Origin of the sequence: Blautia sp. AF34-10 (assembly GCF_003477865.1) — a bacterium.
Taxonomy (GTDB): Bacteria; Bacillota; Clostridia; order Lachnospirales; family Lachnospiraceae; genus Fusicatenibacter; species Fusicatenibacter saccharivorans.
In genome coordinates this window covers 42571-60350 of sequence record NZ_QUED01000004.1, presented here as the reverse complement: position 1 = coordinate 60350, position 17780 = coordinate 42571, and the positions used below count along the sequence as shown (strand labels likewise).

General features: G+C 48.2%; 18 protein-coding genes, 1 pseudogene and 1 other annotated feature (1 of these 20 running past the window's edge). Of the genes and pseudogenes, 17 read left to right on the top strand and 2 right to left on the bottom strand.

The window, feature by feature from the left end:
* Positions 1-8 precede the first annotated feature (8 nt).
* From DWZ60_RS03565 to DWZ60_RS17795, 4 genes and pseudogenes are all read left to right on the top strand, one after another.
* Positions 9-1427 (top strand): L,D-transpeptidase family protein, encoded by a 1419-nt coding sequence (locus DWZ60_RS03565; RefSeq protein ID WP_117802359.1) that lies wholly within the window; start codon positions 9-11, stop codon positions 1425-1427.
* Between the two features lie 55 nt (positions 1428-1482).
* Positions 1483-2531 (top strand): annotated as a pseudogene (locus tag DWZ60_RS03560) (D-alanine--D-alanine ligase family protein).
* Positions 2528-3907 carry a UDP-N-acetylmuramoyl-tripeptide--D-alanyl-D-alanine ligase gene (locus tag DWZ60_RS03555; protein WP_117804924.1) on the top strand — a complete coding sequence of 460 codons (1380 nt, stop codon included), beginning with the start codon at positions 2528-2530 and terminating at the stop codon, positions 3905-3907. Before DWZ60_RS03560 ends, DWZ60_RS03555 begins: the two are co-directional and overlap by 4 nt.
* 81 nt (positions 3908-3988) lie before the next feature.
* Positions 3989-4105: a putative holin-like toxin gene (locus DWZ60_RS17795; protein ID WP_226906323.1), complete on the top strand. Its 117-nt coding sequence runs from the start codon at positions 3989-3991 to the stop codon at positions 4103-4105.
* A gap of 131 nt (positions 4106-4236) precedes the next feature.
* On the opposite strand, the gene DWZ60_RS03550 is transcribed toward DWZ60_RS17795, so the two are convergent.
* Positions 4237-4965 carry a lysophospholipid acyltransferase family protein gene (locus DWZ60_RS03550; RefSeq protein WP_119221245.1) on the bottom strand — a complete coding sequence of 243 codons (729 nt, stop codon included), beginning with the start codon at positions 4963-4965 and terminating at the stop codon, positions 4237-4239.
* A gap of 177 nt (positions 4966-5142) precedes the next feature.
* Here DWZ60_RS03550 and DWZ60_RS03545 point away from each other — a divergent pair, with 177 nt between their 5' ends.
* The 11 genes from DWZ60_RS03545 (at position 5143) to DWZ60_RS03490 (ending at position 15367) form a co-directional block, all read left to right on the top strand.
* Positions 5143-5565, top strand: a complete 423-nt coding sequence (locus DWZ60_RS03545) for a protease complex subunit PrcB family protein (protein WP_022461788.1) — start codon at positions 5143-5145, stop codon at positions 5563-5565.
* A gap of 15 nt (positions 5566-5580) precedes the next feature.
* A complete protein-coding gene (locus DWZ60_RS03540; protein WP_117804926.1) occupies positions 5581-7134 on the top strand; it encodes a DUF3794 and LysM peptidoglycan-binding domain-containing protein in 1554 nt (517 codons plus the stop codon).
* Positions 7135-7244: 110 nt separating this feature from the next.
* A complete protein-coding gene (locus DWZ60_RS03535) occupies positions 7245-8813 on the top strand; it encodes an RHS repeat domain-containing protein (protein WP_119221244.1) in 1569 nt (522 codons plus the stop codon).
* Between the two features lie 81 nt (positions 8814-8894).
* Complete coding sequence (locus DWZ60_RS03530; protein WP_055219954.1) at positions 8895-9380, top strand: hypothetical protein; 486 nt, start codon at positions 8895-8897, stop codon at positions 9378-9380.
* A gap of 95 nt (positions 9381-9475) precedes the next feature.
* On the top strand, positions 9476-9895 hold the full coding sequence (locus DWZ60_RS03525; protein WP_118640481.1) for a phage holin family protein: 420 nt from the start codon (positions 9476-9478) through the stop codon (positions 9893-9895).
* Complete coding sequence (locus DWZ60_RS03520; RefSeq protein ID WP_055219951.1) at positions 9892-10611, top strand: N-acetylmuramoyl-L-alanine amidase; 720 nt, start codon at positions 9892-9894, stop codon at positions 10609-10611. Before DWZ60_RS03525 ends, DWZ60_RS03520 begins: the two co-directional genes overlap by 4 nt.
* 540 nt (positions 10612-11151) lie before the next feature.
* Positions 11152-11634, top strand: a complete 483-nt coding sequence (locus DWZ60_RS03510; RefSeq protein ID WP_117761627.1) for a hypothetical protein — start codon at positions 11152-11154, stop codon at positions 11632-11634.
* 25 nt (positions 11635-11659) lie between these two features.
* Positions 11660-12145: a hypothetical protein gene (locus tag DWZ60_RS03505; protein ID WP_117804928.1), complete on the top strand. Its 486-nt coding sequence runs from the start codon at positions 11660-11662 to the stop codon at positions 12143-12145.
* 91 nt (positions 12146-12236) lie between these two features.
* Positions 12237-12794, top strand: coding sequence for a hypothetical protein (locus DWZ60_RS03500; RefSeq protein ID WP_119221243.1), 558 nt, complete (start codon positions 12237-12239; stop codon positions 12792-12794).
* Positions 12795-12910: 116 nt separating this feature from the next.
* On the top strand, positions 12911-14260 hold the full coding sequence (locus DWZ60_RS03495; protein WP_117802371.1) for an MATE family efflux transporter: 1350 nt from the start codon (positions 12911-12913) through the stop codon (positions 14258-14260).
* 66 nt (positions 14261-14326) lie between these two features.
* Entirely contained in the window at positions 14327-15367 is a 1041-nt protein-coding gene (locus DWZ60_RS03490) for a YeiH family protein (RefSeq protein WP_118697605.1), read from the top strand.
* A 55-nt stretch (positions 15368-15422) separates the two neighbouring features.
* On the opposite strand, the gene DWZ60_RS03485 is transcribed toward DWZ60_RS03490, so the two are convergent.
* Positions 15423-16238, bottom strand: coding sequence for a Cof-type HAD-IIB family hydrolase (locus DWZ60_RS03485; protein WP_117509860.1), 816 nt, complete (start codon positions 16236-16238; stop codon positions 15423-15425).
* A 331-nt stretch (positions 16239-16569) separates the two neighbouring features.
* On the opposite strand from DWZ60_RS03485, the gene DWZ60_RS03480 reads away from it, so the two are divergent.
* Both DWZ60_RS03480 and DWZ60_RS03475 read left to right on the top strand, forming a co-directional pair.
* Entirely contained in the window at positions 16570-17400 is an 831-nt protein-coding gene (locus tag DWZ60_RS03480) for an alpha/beta hydrolase (RefSeq protein WP_055219937.1), read from the top strand.
* Between the two features lie 20 nt (positions 17401-17420).
* Positions 17421-17693 (top strand): hypothetical protein, encoded by a 273-nt coding sequence (locus DWZ60_RS03475; protein ID WP_022461797.1) that lies wholly within the window; start codon positions 17421-17423, stop codon positions 17691-17693.
* Positions 17694-17772: 79 nt separating this feature from the next.
* Positions 17773-17780, top strand: a binding site (T-box leader); it runs 295 nt beyond the window's last position.

Here is a 17780-nt window from a genome sequence, read left to right as displayed (position 1 = left end):
GGAAAAACATGAAAAAGAAAGTAATAGGAATTGCCGCAGGAATCATACTCCTTGCGGCCGCAGGCGGTTACGCGGGCGTGGGGCATTACTATGCATCCCACTTTTTCCCGAAAACCGCGATCAACGGACTGAACTGCGCAGGGCTGACCGCAGAGCAGGTCAAAGAGGAAATTCAGAAGCACATTGTGGATTATACACTCAGCATTACCGAGCGCGGTGGAAAAACAGAGACATTAAGCGGCACGGAGATCGGCCTCACGTATGTGGACGACCACGCGGTGGAAAAACTGCTGGAGTCCCAGAATACTCTTGCATGGCCTGCATTCTATTGGAAAGAGAAAGAAAACCAGGTGGCGGCGGACTCTGTCTATGACAAAGAAATGGTGCAGGAAAAACTGCAGACGATGGAAGGGTTTCAGGAAGAACAGCAGGAAGCGCCGACGGATGCGTATCTGACGGATGACGGAACCTCGTACGTCATTGTGCCGGAAACAGAGGGCGAGCAGGTGGACTATGAGAAGGCGGAGCAGGCTGTCATCGAGGCGCTGGATGCCGGAGCGGCGAGCGTGGATCTGGAAGAAAAAGATGTTTACCGGAAACCGGACATTACGCAGGATGATGAAGCACTGAATGGGAAAATGGCGGAACTGAACCACCTGACAGCGGCGCGGATCACGTATGCAATCGGTGAAAACAGCTATGCCATAGACCGGGCGACCTTACAGAGCTGGCTCGTACAGGGGGAGGATGGAACCTACACGATTTCGCAGGACGAAGCGGCAGCTTTTGTGCGCCATATGGCGTATGAGACGGACACCTTCGGGCTGGCGCATACCTTCAAAACGAGTCTTGGCGCGACCATTAACCTGAATGCGGGCGGCGATTACGGCTGGTGCATCGACAAGGAGGAGACGACGCAGGCACTTCTGCAGGCGATCGAGGACGAAACACAGGGAAATCTCGACCCGGTTTACCTCTATACGGCCAATGACCGCTCGGCCAATGATATCGGAAATACATACGTCGAGGTGTGCATTTCCCAGCAGAAAATGTGGTGCTACAAGGATGGCGTTCTGGTGACGGAAACACCGGTCACAACGGGCAATCATGCGACGGGCTATGACACTCCGGCAGGCAGTGTCTGGGCGGTGGATGCGAAAAAAAGTGACTGTGATTTCAAGCTCTATCCGAGCCATGTCATGTTCTGGCTTCCGTTTAACGGCGACGTCGGAATCCACGATGCGAGCTGGCGTACCGAGTACGGCGGGGACATCTATCTGACGAACGGATCCCACGGATGTGTGAATACCCCATACACAGAAGCAGAAAAAGTGTTCAATGCTATTGAAATTGGTGACCCGGTTATCGTATACTATAGCCTGGATGATGTAACCGGGCCGCAGCCTACACAGAAAAACAGCCTGTAGGAAAAACGCTTAAGCATCACAGCAGAAGCACATCAAATAAAGGAGATTTTGATAGATGAAAATAGTAGTATTAGCTGGAGGAACCAGCACGGAACGTTCGGTATCCATTACATCGGGAACTATGGTCTGCAAGGCACTCCGCGAGAAAAACCATCAGGCAGTTCTGGTAGACGTTTTCTGCGGTATCGATGTGAAGGGGAACCTGGAAGATGTATTTGCAGAGGAGGCGTACGATATAGACAAAGCAGCAGAATATATGCACAGCTTGATGCAGGATTAAACGAAATGATCGAATCCCGCCGCAGATTTTTCGGACCGAACGTACTGGAACTCTGCGAGGCAGCGGATGTTGTTTTCCTTGCCCTGCATGGCGCAAACGGAGAGGACGGAAAGGTACAGGCTACGTTCGATCTGCTCGGCATTCCGTATACCGGAACGGGCTATTTAAGCAGCGCCCTCGCAATGGACAAATCCATCACAAAACAGTTCTTCCGTGCACACCATGTGCCGACCCCGAACGGCGTGACCCTGAAAAAAGGCCAGGAGAGCGAGCCTTTGTCCGGCTTTGGCCTGGAGCTTCCGGTTGTCGTAAAACCGTGCTGCGGCGGTTCCAGTGTCGGTGTCTATATTGCACACACGAACGAAGAATACTGGCAGGCTATGAAGGATGCTTTCTCCTACGAACCGGAGGTTGTCGTTGAGGAGTATATCGAGGGAAGAGAGTTCTCCGTTGGCGTGGTAGACGGAAAGGCTTACCCGATCATCGAGATTGCACCGATCGAAGGCTTCTATGATTACACGAACAAATACAAAGCCGGAGCTACTGTTGATACCTGCCCGGCCGTACTGACGGAGGAGCAGACGAAAGAAATGCAGAAGCACGCAGAGGACGGCGCTGCCGCTCTCGGTATCGAAAACTACTGCCGTCTCGACTTTATGATGCGCAAGGACGGAAGAATGTACTGCCTCGAGGCAAACACCCTTCCGGGCATGACCCCGACCAGCCTTCTGCCGCAGGAGGCACAGGTACTCGGCATTTCCTATCCGGAACTCTGCGAGCTGCTGATCCAGCTTTCTCTCAGAAAAAGAGGTAACAACGCATGAAAAATATGACACTTGCGCACATCACAGAGGTGTGCGGCGGAATCTACTTCGGATCGGAAGAAAAGAAAACAGCGGAAGTCACGGATATCGTGACGGACAGCCGGAAAGCGGGAGAGGGAAGCCTCTTCGTTGCAATTCCGGGTGAGCGTGTGGACGGCCATAAATTTATCCCGAACGTGGCTTCCCAGGGCGCACTTGCTGTCATTTCCGAGCAGAAACTTGAAACACCGCCATGCCCGTATATCCTCGTGAAGGATTCCATGGAGGCCATTAAAGCAATGGCAGAATACTATATGCAGCAGCTCAATATTCCGGTTGTCGGCATTACGGGAAGCGTTGGAAAGACCAGTACGAAAGAGACGATCGCGTCGGTGCTGGCGCAGAAATACCGTGTGCTGAAAACGGATGCGAACTTCAACAATGAGCTGGGCTTGTCGCTCACTGTTTTCCGTCTGCGTGAGGAAGATGAGATGGCGGTTCTCGAGATGGGAATCGACGATTTCGGCCAGATGCACCGTCTGGCGAAGATCGCACGCCCGGAGACCGCAGTCATTACGAATATCGGCTGGTGCCATCTGGAAAATCTGAAGACGCGAGACGGTATTTTACAGGCAAAAACCGAGATCTTTGATCATCTGCGTGAGAACGGGCACATTATCATCAATGGGGACGATGATAAGCTGTCTACTGTTGGAACGGTTCACGGCATCAAGCCGGTTCATTTCGGATTGGATGAAAAGAACGAATATTATGCCGATGAGATCGAGAGCCAGGGCTTCCGCGGCATTTCCTGCCGGATTCATACCCCGCAGGGGAGCTTTTCTGCACTGATTCCGATTCCGGGACGCCATATGGTTTACAATGCGCTGGCCGGAACCGCAGTCGGATGCACGTACGGGCTGACGCTGGAGCAGATCAAACAGGGAATCGAGACACTGCAGTCGGTGAGCGGAAGATTCCACATCATCGAGACAGGAAAATACACCGTTGTCGATGACTGCTACAACGCAAACCCGGTTTCGATGAAGGCATCTCTCGATGTTCTGAAAGAGGCGAAGGGAAGAAAAGTGGCCGTGCTCGGCGATATGGGCGAGCTCGGAACCGATGAGACAGCACTCCACGCCGAAGTCGGCACACATGCCGGAACCTGCGGCATTGACGCCCTCTACTGTGCGGGACCGCTCTGCGAGCATCTTGCAAAAGCGGCAAAAGAGGCAGACCCGAAACTGGAAATCCGCCACTTCGCAGACCGCGAAAGCCTGATGGCAGAACTGCCGAAACTCTTACAGGACGGGGATCAGATTCTGGTAAAGGCATCGCACTTTATGGAGTATGGAAAGATTGTGGAGATGCTTGAAACAGCACAGAAATTATGATAAAATTTTAAACTGGAAAGTACCCATGACAGGGTGGTAGCCTCCCGAGCTAATGAATACATAGGAAGGGAGGTGGCGTAAATGACAGCATACGAAATTATTATGGTTTTTCTGGGAATCTTAGCTTTACTGATTTCCTTCGGAGGCTTCATCATTGCGTTGCTTACCTTTCTCGATAAGAGAAATAAGCGAAAATAAAAATGCCTACCCCGTCGGCAAACGGGATAGGCGGTGTTCGTAAGAACATTTAACCCTTTTCTCGAGAGCATCCACTTTGGAGTGGGTGCTTTCTTTTTATATATTTATTATATCGCAGGGGTCTGGCATTTTCAAGCATTTTCTTTCAATTGTTCTAATAGAATGTTTTTCGTATAATTTCCAATCTCTTTTTTCTCTTCCTTCGTAAGCTCGCCCGGAATGATCGGCTTGCCGTACGTTACGGTAACGTGGGTACCGCGGATCTTCGGGAAATGTGCTTCCAGAATTTCTCTGGATCCGGAAATCGAAAGCGGAATGATCGGGCAGCCGGTTTTCGTTGCCATCTTGAATGAACCGTTGTGGAACTCGCCGAGCTCCAGCTCGCTCTCCGTCTTGCCGCGGGTATCCGGGAAGATACAGATGGAAGTGCCGCTCTTGATCTCCTCACATCCGGAGAGAATCATCTGCAGACCCTGCTTGATGTCGGAACGGTCGAGAAACAGGCAGTGGATGAGTTCCATCCAGTTCTTTAACAGCGGAATGCGTGAAAGCTCTTTTTTTGCGACAAATCCGCAGGAGCCCGGAACCGTTGTGTAGGTTACAAGGATATCAAAATAGCTGCGGTGATTGCCGATGTATAGAACAGCCCGGTCCTTCGGAATATTTTCCTGACCTTTTACGGTGACCTTCGTGCCGGAAAAAAACAGAATCACGCGGAAAATCCAGCGGATCAGCGCACGGCTTACCTTGTCACAGACCTCCGGCTTTTTCTTCCGGATCAGAAGCAGAACAAGAAGCACCGGGATCGACAGAATCAGATACAGAAAAGCGGTCAGAATGACCAGAATAAAACGAATCATGAATCTTTTTCTCCTCTTGGTAAAAATAGTGATATTCAGTTATTGCGTACTTTTCAGTATACGTCATATATGGGGCGGGTTGCAATAACTTTCGTCTTTTTCGGAAAAAGATTTTGCGTCATAGAAGACTGTGGCCCGTCATACAATGGATAGAAAGAGCAGGAAGCGGCGTTTGGAATGATGAAGAAAAAGAGACGGGGAAGAGTTCTTCTGGCGGCGGTGATTCTGATGCTCCTGGCATCGTGCCGGATCACAGATGTGAGCGAGGGCGAGCGGAAAGAACTGTCGTATGCGATTGTAAAGCCGGGCGATTTTCCGCCGGAAATCGATCAGATTTTGCGCAGGAAAAAAGAATCCGCGTTCCAGATGGCGTACGAGAGCGGGGACGATCTCTACATACTGCGCGGCTACGGAAAGCAGAAAAGCGGAGGCTTTTCCATACAGATCGAAGAAGTATCGAAATCGGAAAACGCCGTTTTCGTGCGGACAAAACTCGTCGGACCTGCCGCAAAGGAGGAGCAGAAAGGCGCCGCCTCCTGCCCTTACGTCGTGCTGAAAACGAAAGCGGCGGCGGGAATCTCAGTCGTATTTGAGGATTAGAGTGGGAGGAGCCTTATGGATTTTGTAAAAAAGATTCTGCATCAGATCAGCAGAAAAAGCGAAGCGGTGTCACAGATTACGTTTGACGAGGACTACAATGTGCCGGACGCACGGCCCGATGTGGGGCGGATGATTCAGAAAAAAGGCGAGGTGACGATCGGGGATGTGCAGATTTCGGAAGGAAAAGCGCGTGTATTCGGCGGCCTCACCTTTCATCTGCTGTACGTCTCTGACGGCGAACGGCGCCGGATCTGCCAGCTCTCCGGCGAGCTTCCGATCGACGAGACGATCCATCTCGATGGTCTGACAGGGGGCGACAAGGTCTGCATCACCTGGGAAGTGGAAGATCTGAACCTGCATCTCATCAACTCGCGGAAGCTGGGCGTGCGCGCGATCGTCACGCTGCACGCGTGGATCGAGGAACTGTGCGACCTTGCCGTGCCGATGGAAATCCGCGGGGAGAGCGACGTCGCGGTAAAAAGGCAGGAATACCGCGTGGTTGAGCTTGCAGTGCAGAAAAAAGATGTGCTGCGTGTCAAAAAGGAGCTTACGATTCCGTCCGGCAAGCCGGAATTGCACGAGATTCTCTGGCAGGATCTGGAAGTGCGCGGTCTCGATCTCCGCTCTGAGGAGGGGCGGGTCAGTGCGCAGGGAGAACTCTTTGTCTTCTGTCTGTACAGCGACGGCGAGGAGGATCACCCGCTGCAGTGGGTGGAGCAGGCGCTCCCGTTCCAGGCAGAAGTGGAATGCCAGGGCTGCATCTCCGAGATGATCCCGCGGATCGAAAGCACACTCGGCCAGACCACACTCGAAATCCAGCCCGATTCCGACGGCGAGGAGCGGGTCCTGCAGGCGGAGGCCGTACTCGAACTTGACATCTGTCTGTATCAGGAAGAAACCGTATCACTTCTGCAGGACGTTTACCATCCGCACCGAGAATGCATTCCAAAGGTGCAGGAGGAGACTTTGGAGAGCCTTCTGATCCGCAATTCCTCCAAATGCCGCCTGACCGACAAACTGCAGATGCGCGTGCCGAAAAATAAAATTCTGCAGATCTGCCACAGCGACGGCAAAATCAAGATCGACGAGGAAAGAAACGTAGAAAACGGCATCGAAGTAACCGGTGTGGTGGAACTCAGGGCGCTCTACGTGGTCAGTGACGACGAAATGCCGTTCTACGCCGCCGAAACCGCCATACCCTTCCGCCACACCATCGAAGTCCCGGGAATCGGACCGGACTGCCGCTACGAACTCCAGTCCTCCATTGACCAGCTCTCCACAACCATGCCGGACAGCAGCGACATCGAAGCCAAAGTCGTACTGAACCTGAACGCCCTCGTCTTCCGCCGCAGAAAAGAGATGGTAATGCAGTACGTCGAAGAAAAAGACCGAGATCCGGAAGAACTGCAGAGCCTCCCGGGCATCACCTGCTACTTCGTCAAGCCGGGGGATACCCTGTGGGATATCGCAAAGAAATTTTATACGACAACGGATAAGATCAGGGAATTAAATGAACTGAAAACCGAAACACTCACACCGATGCAGCAGTTATTAGTGGAGCGGGTATAGCGGAAAAGACAGCCTACTGCCTTAAGAATGGAGTTAATCCATCAGGCAGCAGGCTGTCTTTTTGCGAGTTCCATGCCGATCTGCATTGCAGAAAGAACAGGTACACTTTTGTGCCGGGAAGAAAAGCGGGAATTACAACCTTGCTTCTCAAAGAAATCAACAATAACGGAAAGAAACTGTCCTTTGTTTATGATGCTGTGGGAAATATTGTTACGATTTCCGAGAATGGTGTTCAGAAAGTAAAATATACGTATAATGCTTTGAGTGAACTGACCCGTGTGGATTCTGCATGGGAAAATAAGAGTATTACGTATACCTACGATGCCGGAATGAATATGACGTCCAGAAAAGAGTATTCCTATACAACGGGAACACTGGGCAATGCGGTAAAGACAGATCTGTTTACCTACCGTGCTTCAGGATGGAAAGATCAGCTTATTTCCTATAATGGCAGCAGCATTTCCTATGATGCGGTCGGCAACATTACAGCTTATCAGGGAAGAACACTGACCTGGTACAGAGGAAGCCTGCTGCAGAGTCTGACCTTAAACGGAAAGAAAGCAGTTTACCATTACGACAGCGAAGGACACAGAGTCCAGTGGAAAGACCTGAACGGAATCAGCCATAAGAACTACTGGTGCGGAAACAAACTGATGGGAACGAAGTATGGAGATGTACTGGTTCAGTTTGTTTACGGTGCGGATAAATCCCCGCTGATGCTGAAAAAGGGAGAAAAAGAGTATTATTACTTGTACAACAGCCAGAATGATGTCATAGGACTGATTGACAGCGATGGAAAACAGGTAGTAAACTATTCTTACGATGCATGGGGAAAACAGACTGGTCTGACCGATATCAGCGGAGAAAATATCGGAAAACTAAACCCATTCCGTTATCGTGCTTACTGCTACGATGACGATACCAAACTCTATGTCACCGCCAGCCGTTATTATGATCCGGAATTGTGCAGATTCCTTTGTGCGGACAACTTTGATGCTGTAAAAGCGAAAATGTTTAGCATGAATGGAAAGAACCTTTATGTGTACTGTTGCAACAATCCGGTGAATGCGGTAGATGATGATGGTGATTTTGGAATTTTAATGCTGGCATTCCCAGGAATCGATCCCAGAAAAGTAGCATGGAATATCTTAAAAGATGTATTTGTATATGCGGTACAGTGCGGAATGGCGAATGAGAAAGTAACCTTAGAAGGAATTGCAGAGGTGGCCATAGAAAGTGCAATCAGTAGTGTTTTGGGAGATAGCCAAGGAATTATCTTTTCAGTAGTAGTAAGTGGTTTGAAAGGAGGATATTTAGAGTATCAGGAATCAGGAGATATGGCAAGAGCAATGGGGGCAGGATTTTACGATGCTATAATGACCTTGTTAGAACCTAAAACGTATAACGCATATGTAAAAAATGAAACTATTGAGAATGCATTGGGTGCTTTTACAGACTTTTTTCAGTCTCCATTACTGAGCTATCCCAAAAGCGGTGTTTTGGATGGAGTGTTTGGAAAACCCAAGAAACAGGCAAATAAAAATGGATCAACACTTAAGAAAAACAGCAACATCAACTTTAGTACAAAAAAAGTTGGGGGGAAAAAGAAGAACTGGCAGAGTAATAAGCCTGCAATTTCCAGAAAAATGCAAAATATAGGACTTCCAGCGCTTAGATAGAAAAGTTTTAAGATGCCTTTGCGCGAAGAAAAATAGTTTTGTACAAAGGCAAAGCGTAAGAAATAACGAGGAGAAGATTGTATGAAAGTAGTATGGGGAAAATTTGGTACCGGCGTAGACCTGATTGTGTGTGCTATTAGTAGTTATTGGTGGGTGAGCCTGTGGGTAAATGAAAAAGATGCGTTCCACGCCTATTCATTAAAAACAAGTATCATAGTGTTTCTAGGAATAATGTTCTTTTTAAGCATAGCAGCTTATGGAACTGTGACATTTCTACTAAAACGAATTTATATTTATGAATGGGGAATAATGTTATCTTTTTGGGGCTATGAAAAAAAGATAGAATGGGAAGATTTTACTGTGATACAAAGATACAATGATCATTTTTTCTTCAACATATCGAAACAGAAAGATGACAGTTTGTTCTGGTGTACCTATCACCCATTTACCAGTATCATGATATTCGACAAGTTCCGCGGACCGGGCTGGGGAATCATACCGCTCAGCGCCGACGAATTTTGTGAACTCCTCACTTCATACGGTGTCAAGTATACGGAAAGTAAATAACATACAAAAAGAGTGGAAGTGGCCGTAAGATCCACGAATTACCAGCCACTTCCCTTTTTATATGCAAATTTAGAAAAAGAAAGAAGGAAATGCCAATGAAATCAATTTATCGCACGATCCTTGCCGTAGCAGGCAGCTTCCTTGCGGCACAGTTTGGAGGCTGGGATGCTGCGCTGGAAACGCTGGTCTGCTTCATGGCAATTGACTGGATCACAGGAGGTGTTCTGCTTCCTGTTGTTTTTAAAAAGAGTCCGAAATCTGAAAACGGAACGTTGGAGAGCCGTGCGGGATGGAAAGGGCTTTGCAGAAAAGGGATGATGCTGTTCTTTGTGCTGGTCGCGGAAAAACTGGATCAGCTCACACAGACGAATTACCTGCGGGATGCCGTCTGCATTGGATTTATTTTAAATGAAGCGGTTTCGATCTTGGAAAATGCAGGGCTGATGGGTGTGAAAATCCCTGAGGTTCTGCGGTCAAGGATTGATGTGCTGAGAAAGGAGGAGCAGAGTAAATGAGGGTTGACAGAAGCTATTGTAGCAACCAGAATACATGGTCGGAAAATCATCCGCAGTGTATTGTGGTACACAATACAGACAATTTTGCCGCCGGAGCCGATGCCCGCGCGCATGCAAGAGCGCAGTACCAGGGAAATTTTCAGATTATGTCGGCGCATTATTACGTAGATGACGGGGAGATCGCTTATCAGGCTGCGCCGCACAGCAGAGGATGCTGGCATGTCGGGAGAAATTATGGAAGTAAAAATCTATTCGGCAGATATGGAAACCGGAACAGCATCGCGGTTGAGATGTGCGTGCAGAAAGGATATGATTACGAAACCGCATTTTTACATACGGTGGAGCTGGTGAAAAACCTGATGAACGAGACGGGGATTCCATCAGATGCAGTTTACCGGCATTACGACATCTGCAGCAAAAACTGCCCGTCCCAGATTCAGAAGCGGGGAGACTGGGAGCGGTTCCAGCGTCTGATTCGGGAAACAGAAGACGGCAGTGAGAAAAGTGAATACAATCCCGGCATCTACCGTGTAACAGACCCGGCGCTCAACATCCGCACAGGTCCCGGAGTAGAATACCCGGTGGTGGGAGTCATCAAAGACCAGGGAAGCTATACGATCACAGAAATCAGAAACAAAAGCTGGGGCAGACTGCTGTCGGGAGCGGGATGGATCAACTGCCATAAAGCATATTGTTTTTACGGGGGAAGAGTATAAAATCCCATCTTTGCAAAACGATGTCATCGGACGGATTGACAGCGATGGAAAGCAGGGAGTAAACTATTCTTACGATGCAGGGGGAGAACTGGTAAATACCATGGATACAAGTGGTGCGAATATTGCACAGTCGAAAGAAATAACGAGGAGAAAATTGTATGAAAGTAATATGGGGAAAATTTGGTACAGGTGTAGATTTGATTCTGTGTGTTATTATTAATTACTATGTGGTGAGTATATGGGTAAATGGAAAAGATGAGTTCCATGCATATTCATTAAAAACAAGTATTATATTTCTAATAGAGGTAATGCTCGTTTTAAATATGGGGAAAACAGACCGGTCTGACCGATACCAGCGGAGAAAATATCGGAAAGCTCAATCCATTCCGCTATCGTGCTTACTGCTACGATGACGACACCAAGCTCTATGTCACCGCCAGCCGCTATTACGATCTGGAATTGTGCAGATTCCTTTGCGCAGACAACTTTGATGTTGTAAAAGCGGAAATGTTCAAAAAGTTAAATTAGTAGGTGGCAAATATGAAGGCAGGATATCGTAAATTTTATAAATATTTTAGTATATTGGTATTTATGGGCTGCGGATACCTTATGCTGAATTTTTGGGAAGAGGGAAAAGGTCAAATTAGTTCTTATAACATGCAAGATAAAGCACTTATGATATTGTGGTTTATGATTTATACTTTTGGTACGGCTGCTGGAATTATAAATACTTTAACCAGTATTTACATTTATGAATGGGGAATGCAGATCTCATTTTTGAAATATAAGAAAAAAATCGAATGGGAAGAATTTTCTGTTATACGAAGATATCATAATCATTTTTTCTTCAATATGTCAAAACAAAAAGATGCAGGTCCGTATTGGGCAATGTTTCATCCCTTTACCAGTTTTGTAATATTCGATAATTCGCGAAATCGTTCTGTTCATACCATGCCGCTTAACGCCGACGAATTTTGTGAACTGCTCACTTCATATGGTGTTCAGTACACGGAAAGAAAATAAAGATCGAAGGAATTAAAGAGAAAATATGAGAGCAGGATATCGTAAGTTTTTTATGTTTGCACAAGTTGCTACATTAATAGGCATCGGGTATCTTATGACAAGATTTTGGGAAGATGCAAAAAAACAATGTGAATTATATAATTTGCCTCAAAAGCTTTGGGTAATATTTGGAATAATGTTTATTTGTGGGATAGTGTCATGGGGAAGTGTAGATGCTTTAACACGTATTTACATCCATAAGTGGGGAATGGAACTTGCCTTTTTGGGATATAAGAAAAAAATTGTATGGGAGGATTTTTCCGTTATACAAAGATATAAAAATCATTTTTTCTTTAACGTATCAAAACAAAAAGATAGTGGTCTGTTTTTTTCAACATATCATCCATTTACTAGCTTTGTGATATTTGATAAGTCACAATTTAGTTGTGTCCGTACTATGCCAATCAGTGCCGACGAATTTTGTGATCTCCTCACTTCATACGGTGTCAAGTATAAGGAAAATAAAGCATGAGAAGAGTGGAAGTGATCGGATTTCTGTTGTTTTTACGGGGGAAAGAGAGTAGTATAATACATGTATAATTACAGCTTTGGAGGAAAAACAGTTGCTTGACTGGATCAATGTTTTTAAAGTAAACCGGAAAATTAAATCCCGTCTCTGGCCGTGGATTAAGATTATTTTGAGTATTATTCTTTTCTTTGCGGTATTTTACGGAGATATCTATGTTCACATTTTGGATAAAACAAAGACGGGGCGAATCGTGGAAGCACTGATTCTGGTTGTGTTTTCGTTTCTGGACTATCTGATCTGCTTTATTTCTGTAGCCGAAATGGACTGCCTGAAGGACAGGCGGTATGCGGCGGCGAAGGAGAGCGGTGAATTTTATACGGTTTCTGAAATAGAAAGTTCCCTGTTTAACTATGTGCCGCGTACCTATACGATTTATTACCGGCGGGGAAGCAGAAGACTTACCTTCGGCGTACGGACAAGAACGACAGGAAATCTGCTGGAAATGGGCAGCAGAGAATATTTCATAGGACCGACAGGAAAGCGCGAGCAGATTGTGAAAGACCTCGATACGCTGATGAAAGAAGTAAAAAAATACGCAAGATTTGACAAAGTCCTGGTACAGGCAATCAATGGAGAACCGGTAAAGAAATGATGCCGGTTCTTCTTGCTTTTAAGTAAAAATGCAGGTAAGATAAAAACAGCATGAGTGTAATACACATGCGTGAAAAATCATCAACAGAGAAGGTATGAAAATGGAGGAAACAAAAGATGAATTATCTGAAGGAACGGGATGGTGACCTGTTCTCCAATGCGGATCTGAAACGGCTGATTGTGCCGCTTCTGATTGAACAGCTTCTTGCCATCGCAGTCGGCATGGCGGATTCAATTATGGTATCCAGTGTCGGCGAGGCGGCGGTGTCGAGTGTGTCGCTGATTGATACAATCTTTATTCTGCTGATCAACATGTTCACCGCGATTGCAACCGGCGGAGCCGTCGTGTGCGGCCAGTATATCGGAAAGAAGCGGCCACACAAAGCATGTGAGGCAGCTGACCAGCTTCTGCTGGTGACAACGGCGCTGTCAGTTGTGATCATGGCGGCGGTCTATCTTTTAAAGCCGTTTATTCTGCATGTTGTGTTTGGAAACATTACGGCAGAGGTAGAAAGAAACTGCAATATTTATCTGATGATCGTAGCGGCCTCCATTCCGTTTCTGGCGGTTTACAACGGCTGTGCGGCCATTTTCCGTGCGCAGGGTGATTCGAAAACGCCGATGAAAATATCCATCGTCATGAACCTGATCAATATTTCGGGAAATGCGCTTCTGGTCTATGCGCTGAAATTCGGCGTGGACGGCGTTGCGATTCCGACGCTGCTTTCACGTATGTACGCGGCTGCGGCAGCATTTGTTCTCGTACATAATAAGCGGTATCCAGTGCGGTGCTCTTATCCGGTGAAATTAAAACCGGATTTCCATATGCTGAAAAAAATCCTTGGCATCGGCATTCCGAACGGCCTCGAGAACAGTATGTTCCAGCTCGGCAAAATTATGGTCTTAAGTATGATCACACAGTTCGGAACAGCGTCGATCGCGGCAAATGCGGTGTCCAACACGATTGCTGTCTTCCAGACACTGCCCGGTATGGCGATCGGAAATGCAGTGCTGACCGTAAGCGCACAGTGCGCGGGAGCGGGAGACTATGAGCAGGTAAAATACTATGCGAAAAAGCTGCACATCATCATTTATGGCCTGATGATCGTCTGCTGTCTCGGTGTCATCGCGGCACTTCCGGCGGTGCTTCACGTTTACAGTCTGTCTGCGGAGGCAACAGCCATGACGGAAGATATCATCGTTTACCACGGCATCTGCTGTATGATAATCTGGCCAATTGCCTTCAATCTGCCGAATGTACTCCGCGCGTCCAATGATGTGGCATTTTGCATGATTCTCTCGATTCTTTCCATGTGGATCTGCAGAATCGGCATGAGCTATGTGCTCGGTGTGCGTATGGGATTCGGCGTCTTCGGTGTCTGGGTCGCCATGACGATGGACTGGGTTGTTCGTGCCATTTTCTTTGTCCTTCGCTATCGAAGCGGGAAGTGGCAGCATCAGACGTGATGAAAAATACGGAATGTTTTGGGGAGAGAGAAAGAAAAAACGATACATCTGGAGGAAGTTATTATTATGAAAAACGCAAAGAAACTGATTCCCGGAGCGGCGATTGCGCTGGTGATTGCCGCTGCGGCGAAATTCCTGGAAAGCCTGGAGGAGAGCGCCGGACTGCACTTTATCGGGGCATCGGTCATCGCCATGTTTATCGGTATGATTGTGAACGCCTTTTACAAGCCGAACAGCGTGACGGCGCCGGGAATTAAATTTACATCGAAGAAGATCCTGAAATTTGCGATTATTCTGCTCGGTGCGAGCCTGAATATCCGCACGGTGCTGACGGTCGGAAGATTTTCCCTGACGGTTATGGTATTTACCCTGGCAACGTGCTTCGGCCTTGGCGCACTGATCGGAAAAGCAATGGGACTGAACTGGAAGACGAGCAGCCTCATCAACGCCGGCACGGGTATCTGCGGCGGTTCCGCGATCGCGGCAATCGCGCCGGTCATCGAGGCAACCGATATGGACATTGCCTATGGCCTCTCCGCAACGTTTTTATTTGATACGGTCATGATTGTCGTATTCCCGATCCTCGGTCACTGGATGGGCCTTTCGGATGCCGCGTTTGGCCTCTGGGCCGGAACTGCGGTCAACGATACCTCAAGCGTCGTTGCCACCGGTTACGCATTCAGCGAGGCTGCCGGTGATTTCGCCACCATGGTAAAACTGACACGGACCCTCGCCATCATTCCGGCTGTTCTGGCATTCGCCGCCATCAACGTACATCTGAAACGGAAGGCGCAGGCAGCAGAAGGAACCGCCGTAAAGGTAAGCATCAAATCCATTTTTCCATGGTTTATCTTAGGTTTTCTCGCCATGTCAGCACTGACCTCCTTAGGTCTTATCCCGGCAGGCACAGCAGCCGCATTAAAAACCATCAGCAAATTTCTGATGGTGGCCGCCCTTGCGGCCATCGGCCTGAACACCGATTTCAAATCCCTCTGCCGCTCCGGCGCAAAGCCGATGCTGCACGGATTCATCATTTCGCTGCTGGTAGTCCTGGTAGCGATTGCAGTCGAATTTGCGATCGGCATTGCGCCGCATGGGGTACTGTAAAGAAACAGAGAATTAAAAATCCAGGCATCCGTATAGGATGCCTGGATTTTTTGATTCAAAACGGGTTTGTCGTTTCCTTCAAAAACGTTTTCAAAACCTGCAGCACCCCGTTCTCCCAGTACGGCGGGCAGGTGTGTTTTGCTGAGGCGATGACTTCCGCTCGGGCGTTGGAGACGGCGTAGCTTTCGCCGGCGTTCTGAAGCATCTCGATGTCGTTCAGGTTGTCGCCGAAGCAGCAGACTTCGTCTGGGGTAAGGCCAAAGTAGTTCATCAGAAATGAGAGACCGGTCCATTTGCTGACGCCGCGGGCGTTGCAGTCCAACCATTCCTTACCGGCGACAGCGAGTTTTGCCTGATGATTCCACGCCGGGATGAAATTTGGGGAGCAAAGCTCTTCACAGGAGGTTGGATGGTAGATTGTGAATTTGATAATGTCCTCGTTTTCTACCTTCGATAGATCCGGTACTTCGCGGACATCGAAGCCGTAGGAGTCGCGGAGCCAGTGAAACATGCGGCTTCCGGCATCTTCGGCGAGGCAGTAGTCCGGGGTGGCGGCAAAGCAGTCGCAGGACGGAAGTTCGTCGTGTACCATGCGGCACATGGATTTCCAGAGTGCCGTTTCCATCGGATATGTTTTCAGAATCTTTTCCGGTGTGCGCACGACAGTTCCGCCATCGGAGATGTAGAGCAGGCGGTCCTTGATCGGAGCGAAAAGCTTCTGTTCACTGGAAAACTGGCGGCCGGAACAGACAACAAAATGGATGCCCTGGTCGACAAGCCTGGAAACAACAGTCATATATTCCGGGTCGATCAGAAGTGTGCCGTCTTTGACGAGCGTTCCATCGACATCGGTTGCAATCAACTTTATCATAATAGAAAATCTCCTTATCTTGTCACAGAAAAAATTCAAACTATAGCAAGACCAGAAAATAACGCAAAAAAGACAGTGCTGCAGGGCGCGAATTACAAGGAACGGATTTGAAGGCGTACCGGGGTACGACGAAAATCCGTGACGCAGTAATTCACGTTCTGCAGTGCTGAATTTTTTGCATTATTTTCTGGGATTGCTATAAACATGATTATATCGTGAATTGCTTCGGGGTGCAAGCCGGAACCGGAGGAACGCAAAACTCCACGTTGACGAAATGCGGAAATAAGGCGTAAAATAAAGAAAAATATATATCCACAGGGGGATTTTTATTATGGCATTTATTCAGGTAAGCTTCATGTCAAAAACTTTAATGCGCACCGTACCGCTGCAGGTTATTCTGCCGGTCGACAAATTTACCTTTGGGCAGCCGGAGCGCGAGGAAAAACCGTTTAAAACGCTGTATTTGCTGCATGGCATTTTTGGGAATGAGACAGACTGGGTTCATGGAACCAGAATCCAAAGATGGGCAGAGGAGAAAAACCTTGCCGTTGTCATGCCGGCCGGCGAGAATGCGTTTTATGTGGATCAGCCGTCCATCGGTGCCATGCACGGACAGTTTATCGGAGAAGAACTGGTTGAGATTACAAGAAAAATGTTTCCGCTGTCCAGAAAAAGAGAAGACACCTTTATCGGAGGCCTTTCCATGGGTGGTTTTGGCGCACTCAGAAATGGCCTGAAATATCACGATACCTTCGGGGCTGTGATCTGCCTGTCCGGTGCACTTCATGTGCTGGAAAATCCGGAAGAGAGCAGAGCGGACAGCTTTGCACATGAAGAAGGTTATTTCGGAAATCTGGTCGAAGCAGCAAAGAGTGACAAAAACCCGGCTGTTCTTATCGAGCAGTTAAAGGAAGCACGGAAAAAAGATCCGTCTGTCAATGTGCCGACCGTATTCCAGGCGTGCGGAACAGAGGACGGACTTCTGGAAGTAAACCGTCTCTACCATAAACGGATGGAAGAGAGCGGCATGGACATTGTCTACTATGAGAGCAAGGGTGGCCATGAATGGGATTTCTGGGATGAGTGGATCAAAAAGGCACTGGACTGGCTGCCACTTGAGGAAAAGACGGAAGGTCTGAACAGCGGAAACGTAAATGTTTAAAGGAAAAAGGGAGACAGGCAATGCCAGAAACGAGAAATGACGAATTGTACCGTGCGTTAAAACACAACGGTTACCCGGACGACTTCTGCCGGGAAATTGCATACCGCCAGATGAACACCGATTTTACCGCCACGCGGATGCTCGGCTATCTCTACCGCGTCACAAGCCCGCGCGCCGAGGACGTTGTCGATGAGATGCTGGCTATCCTGAGTGACCGCAAAGCATGGATTGAGAAAAAACAGTCTGAGGAAGCCCAGGCGGCAATCAGCAGAATGTATCGGGAAGGCCTGTAACCTGGGCGGGCGTTTATGCAGAAAAAGCAGAAGGAACGGGCTTGCATTCTTTTCCGGTTTCTGCTACAATCAGTGCAGTGAAAAAGC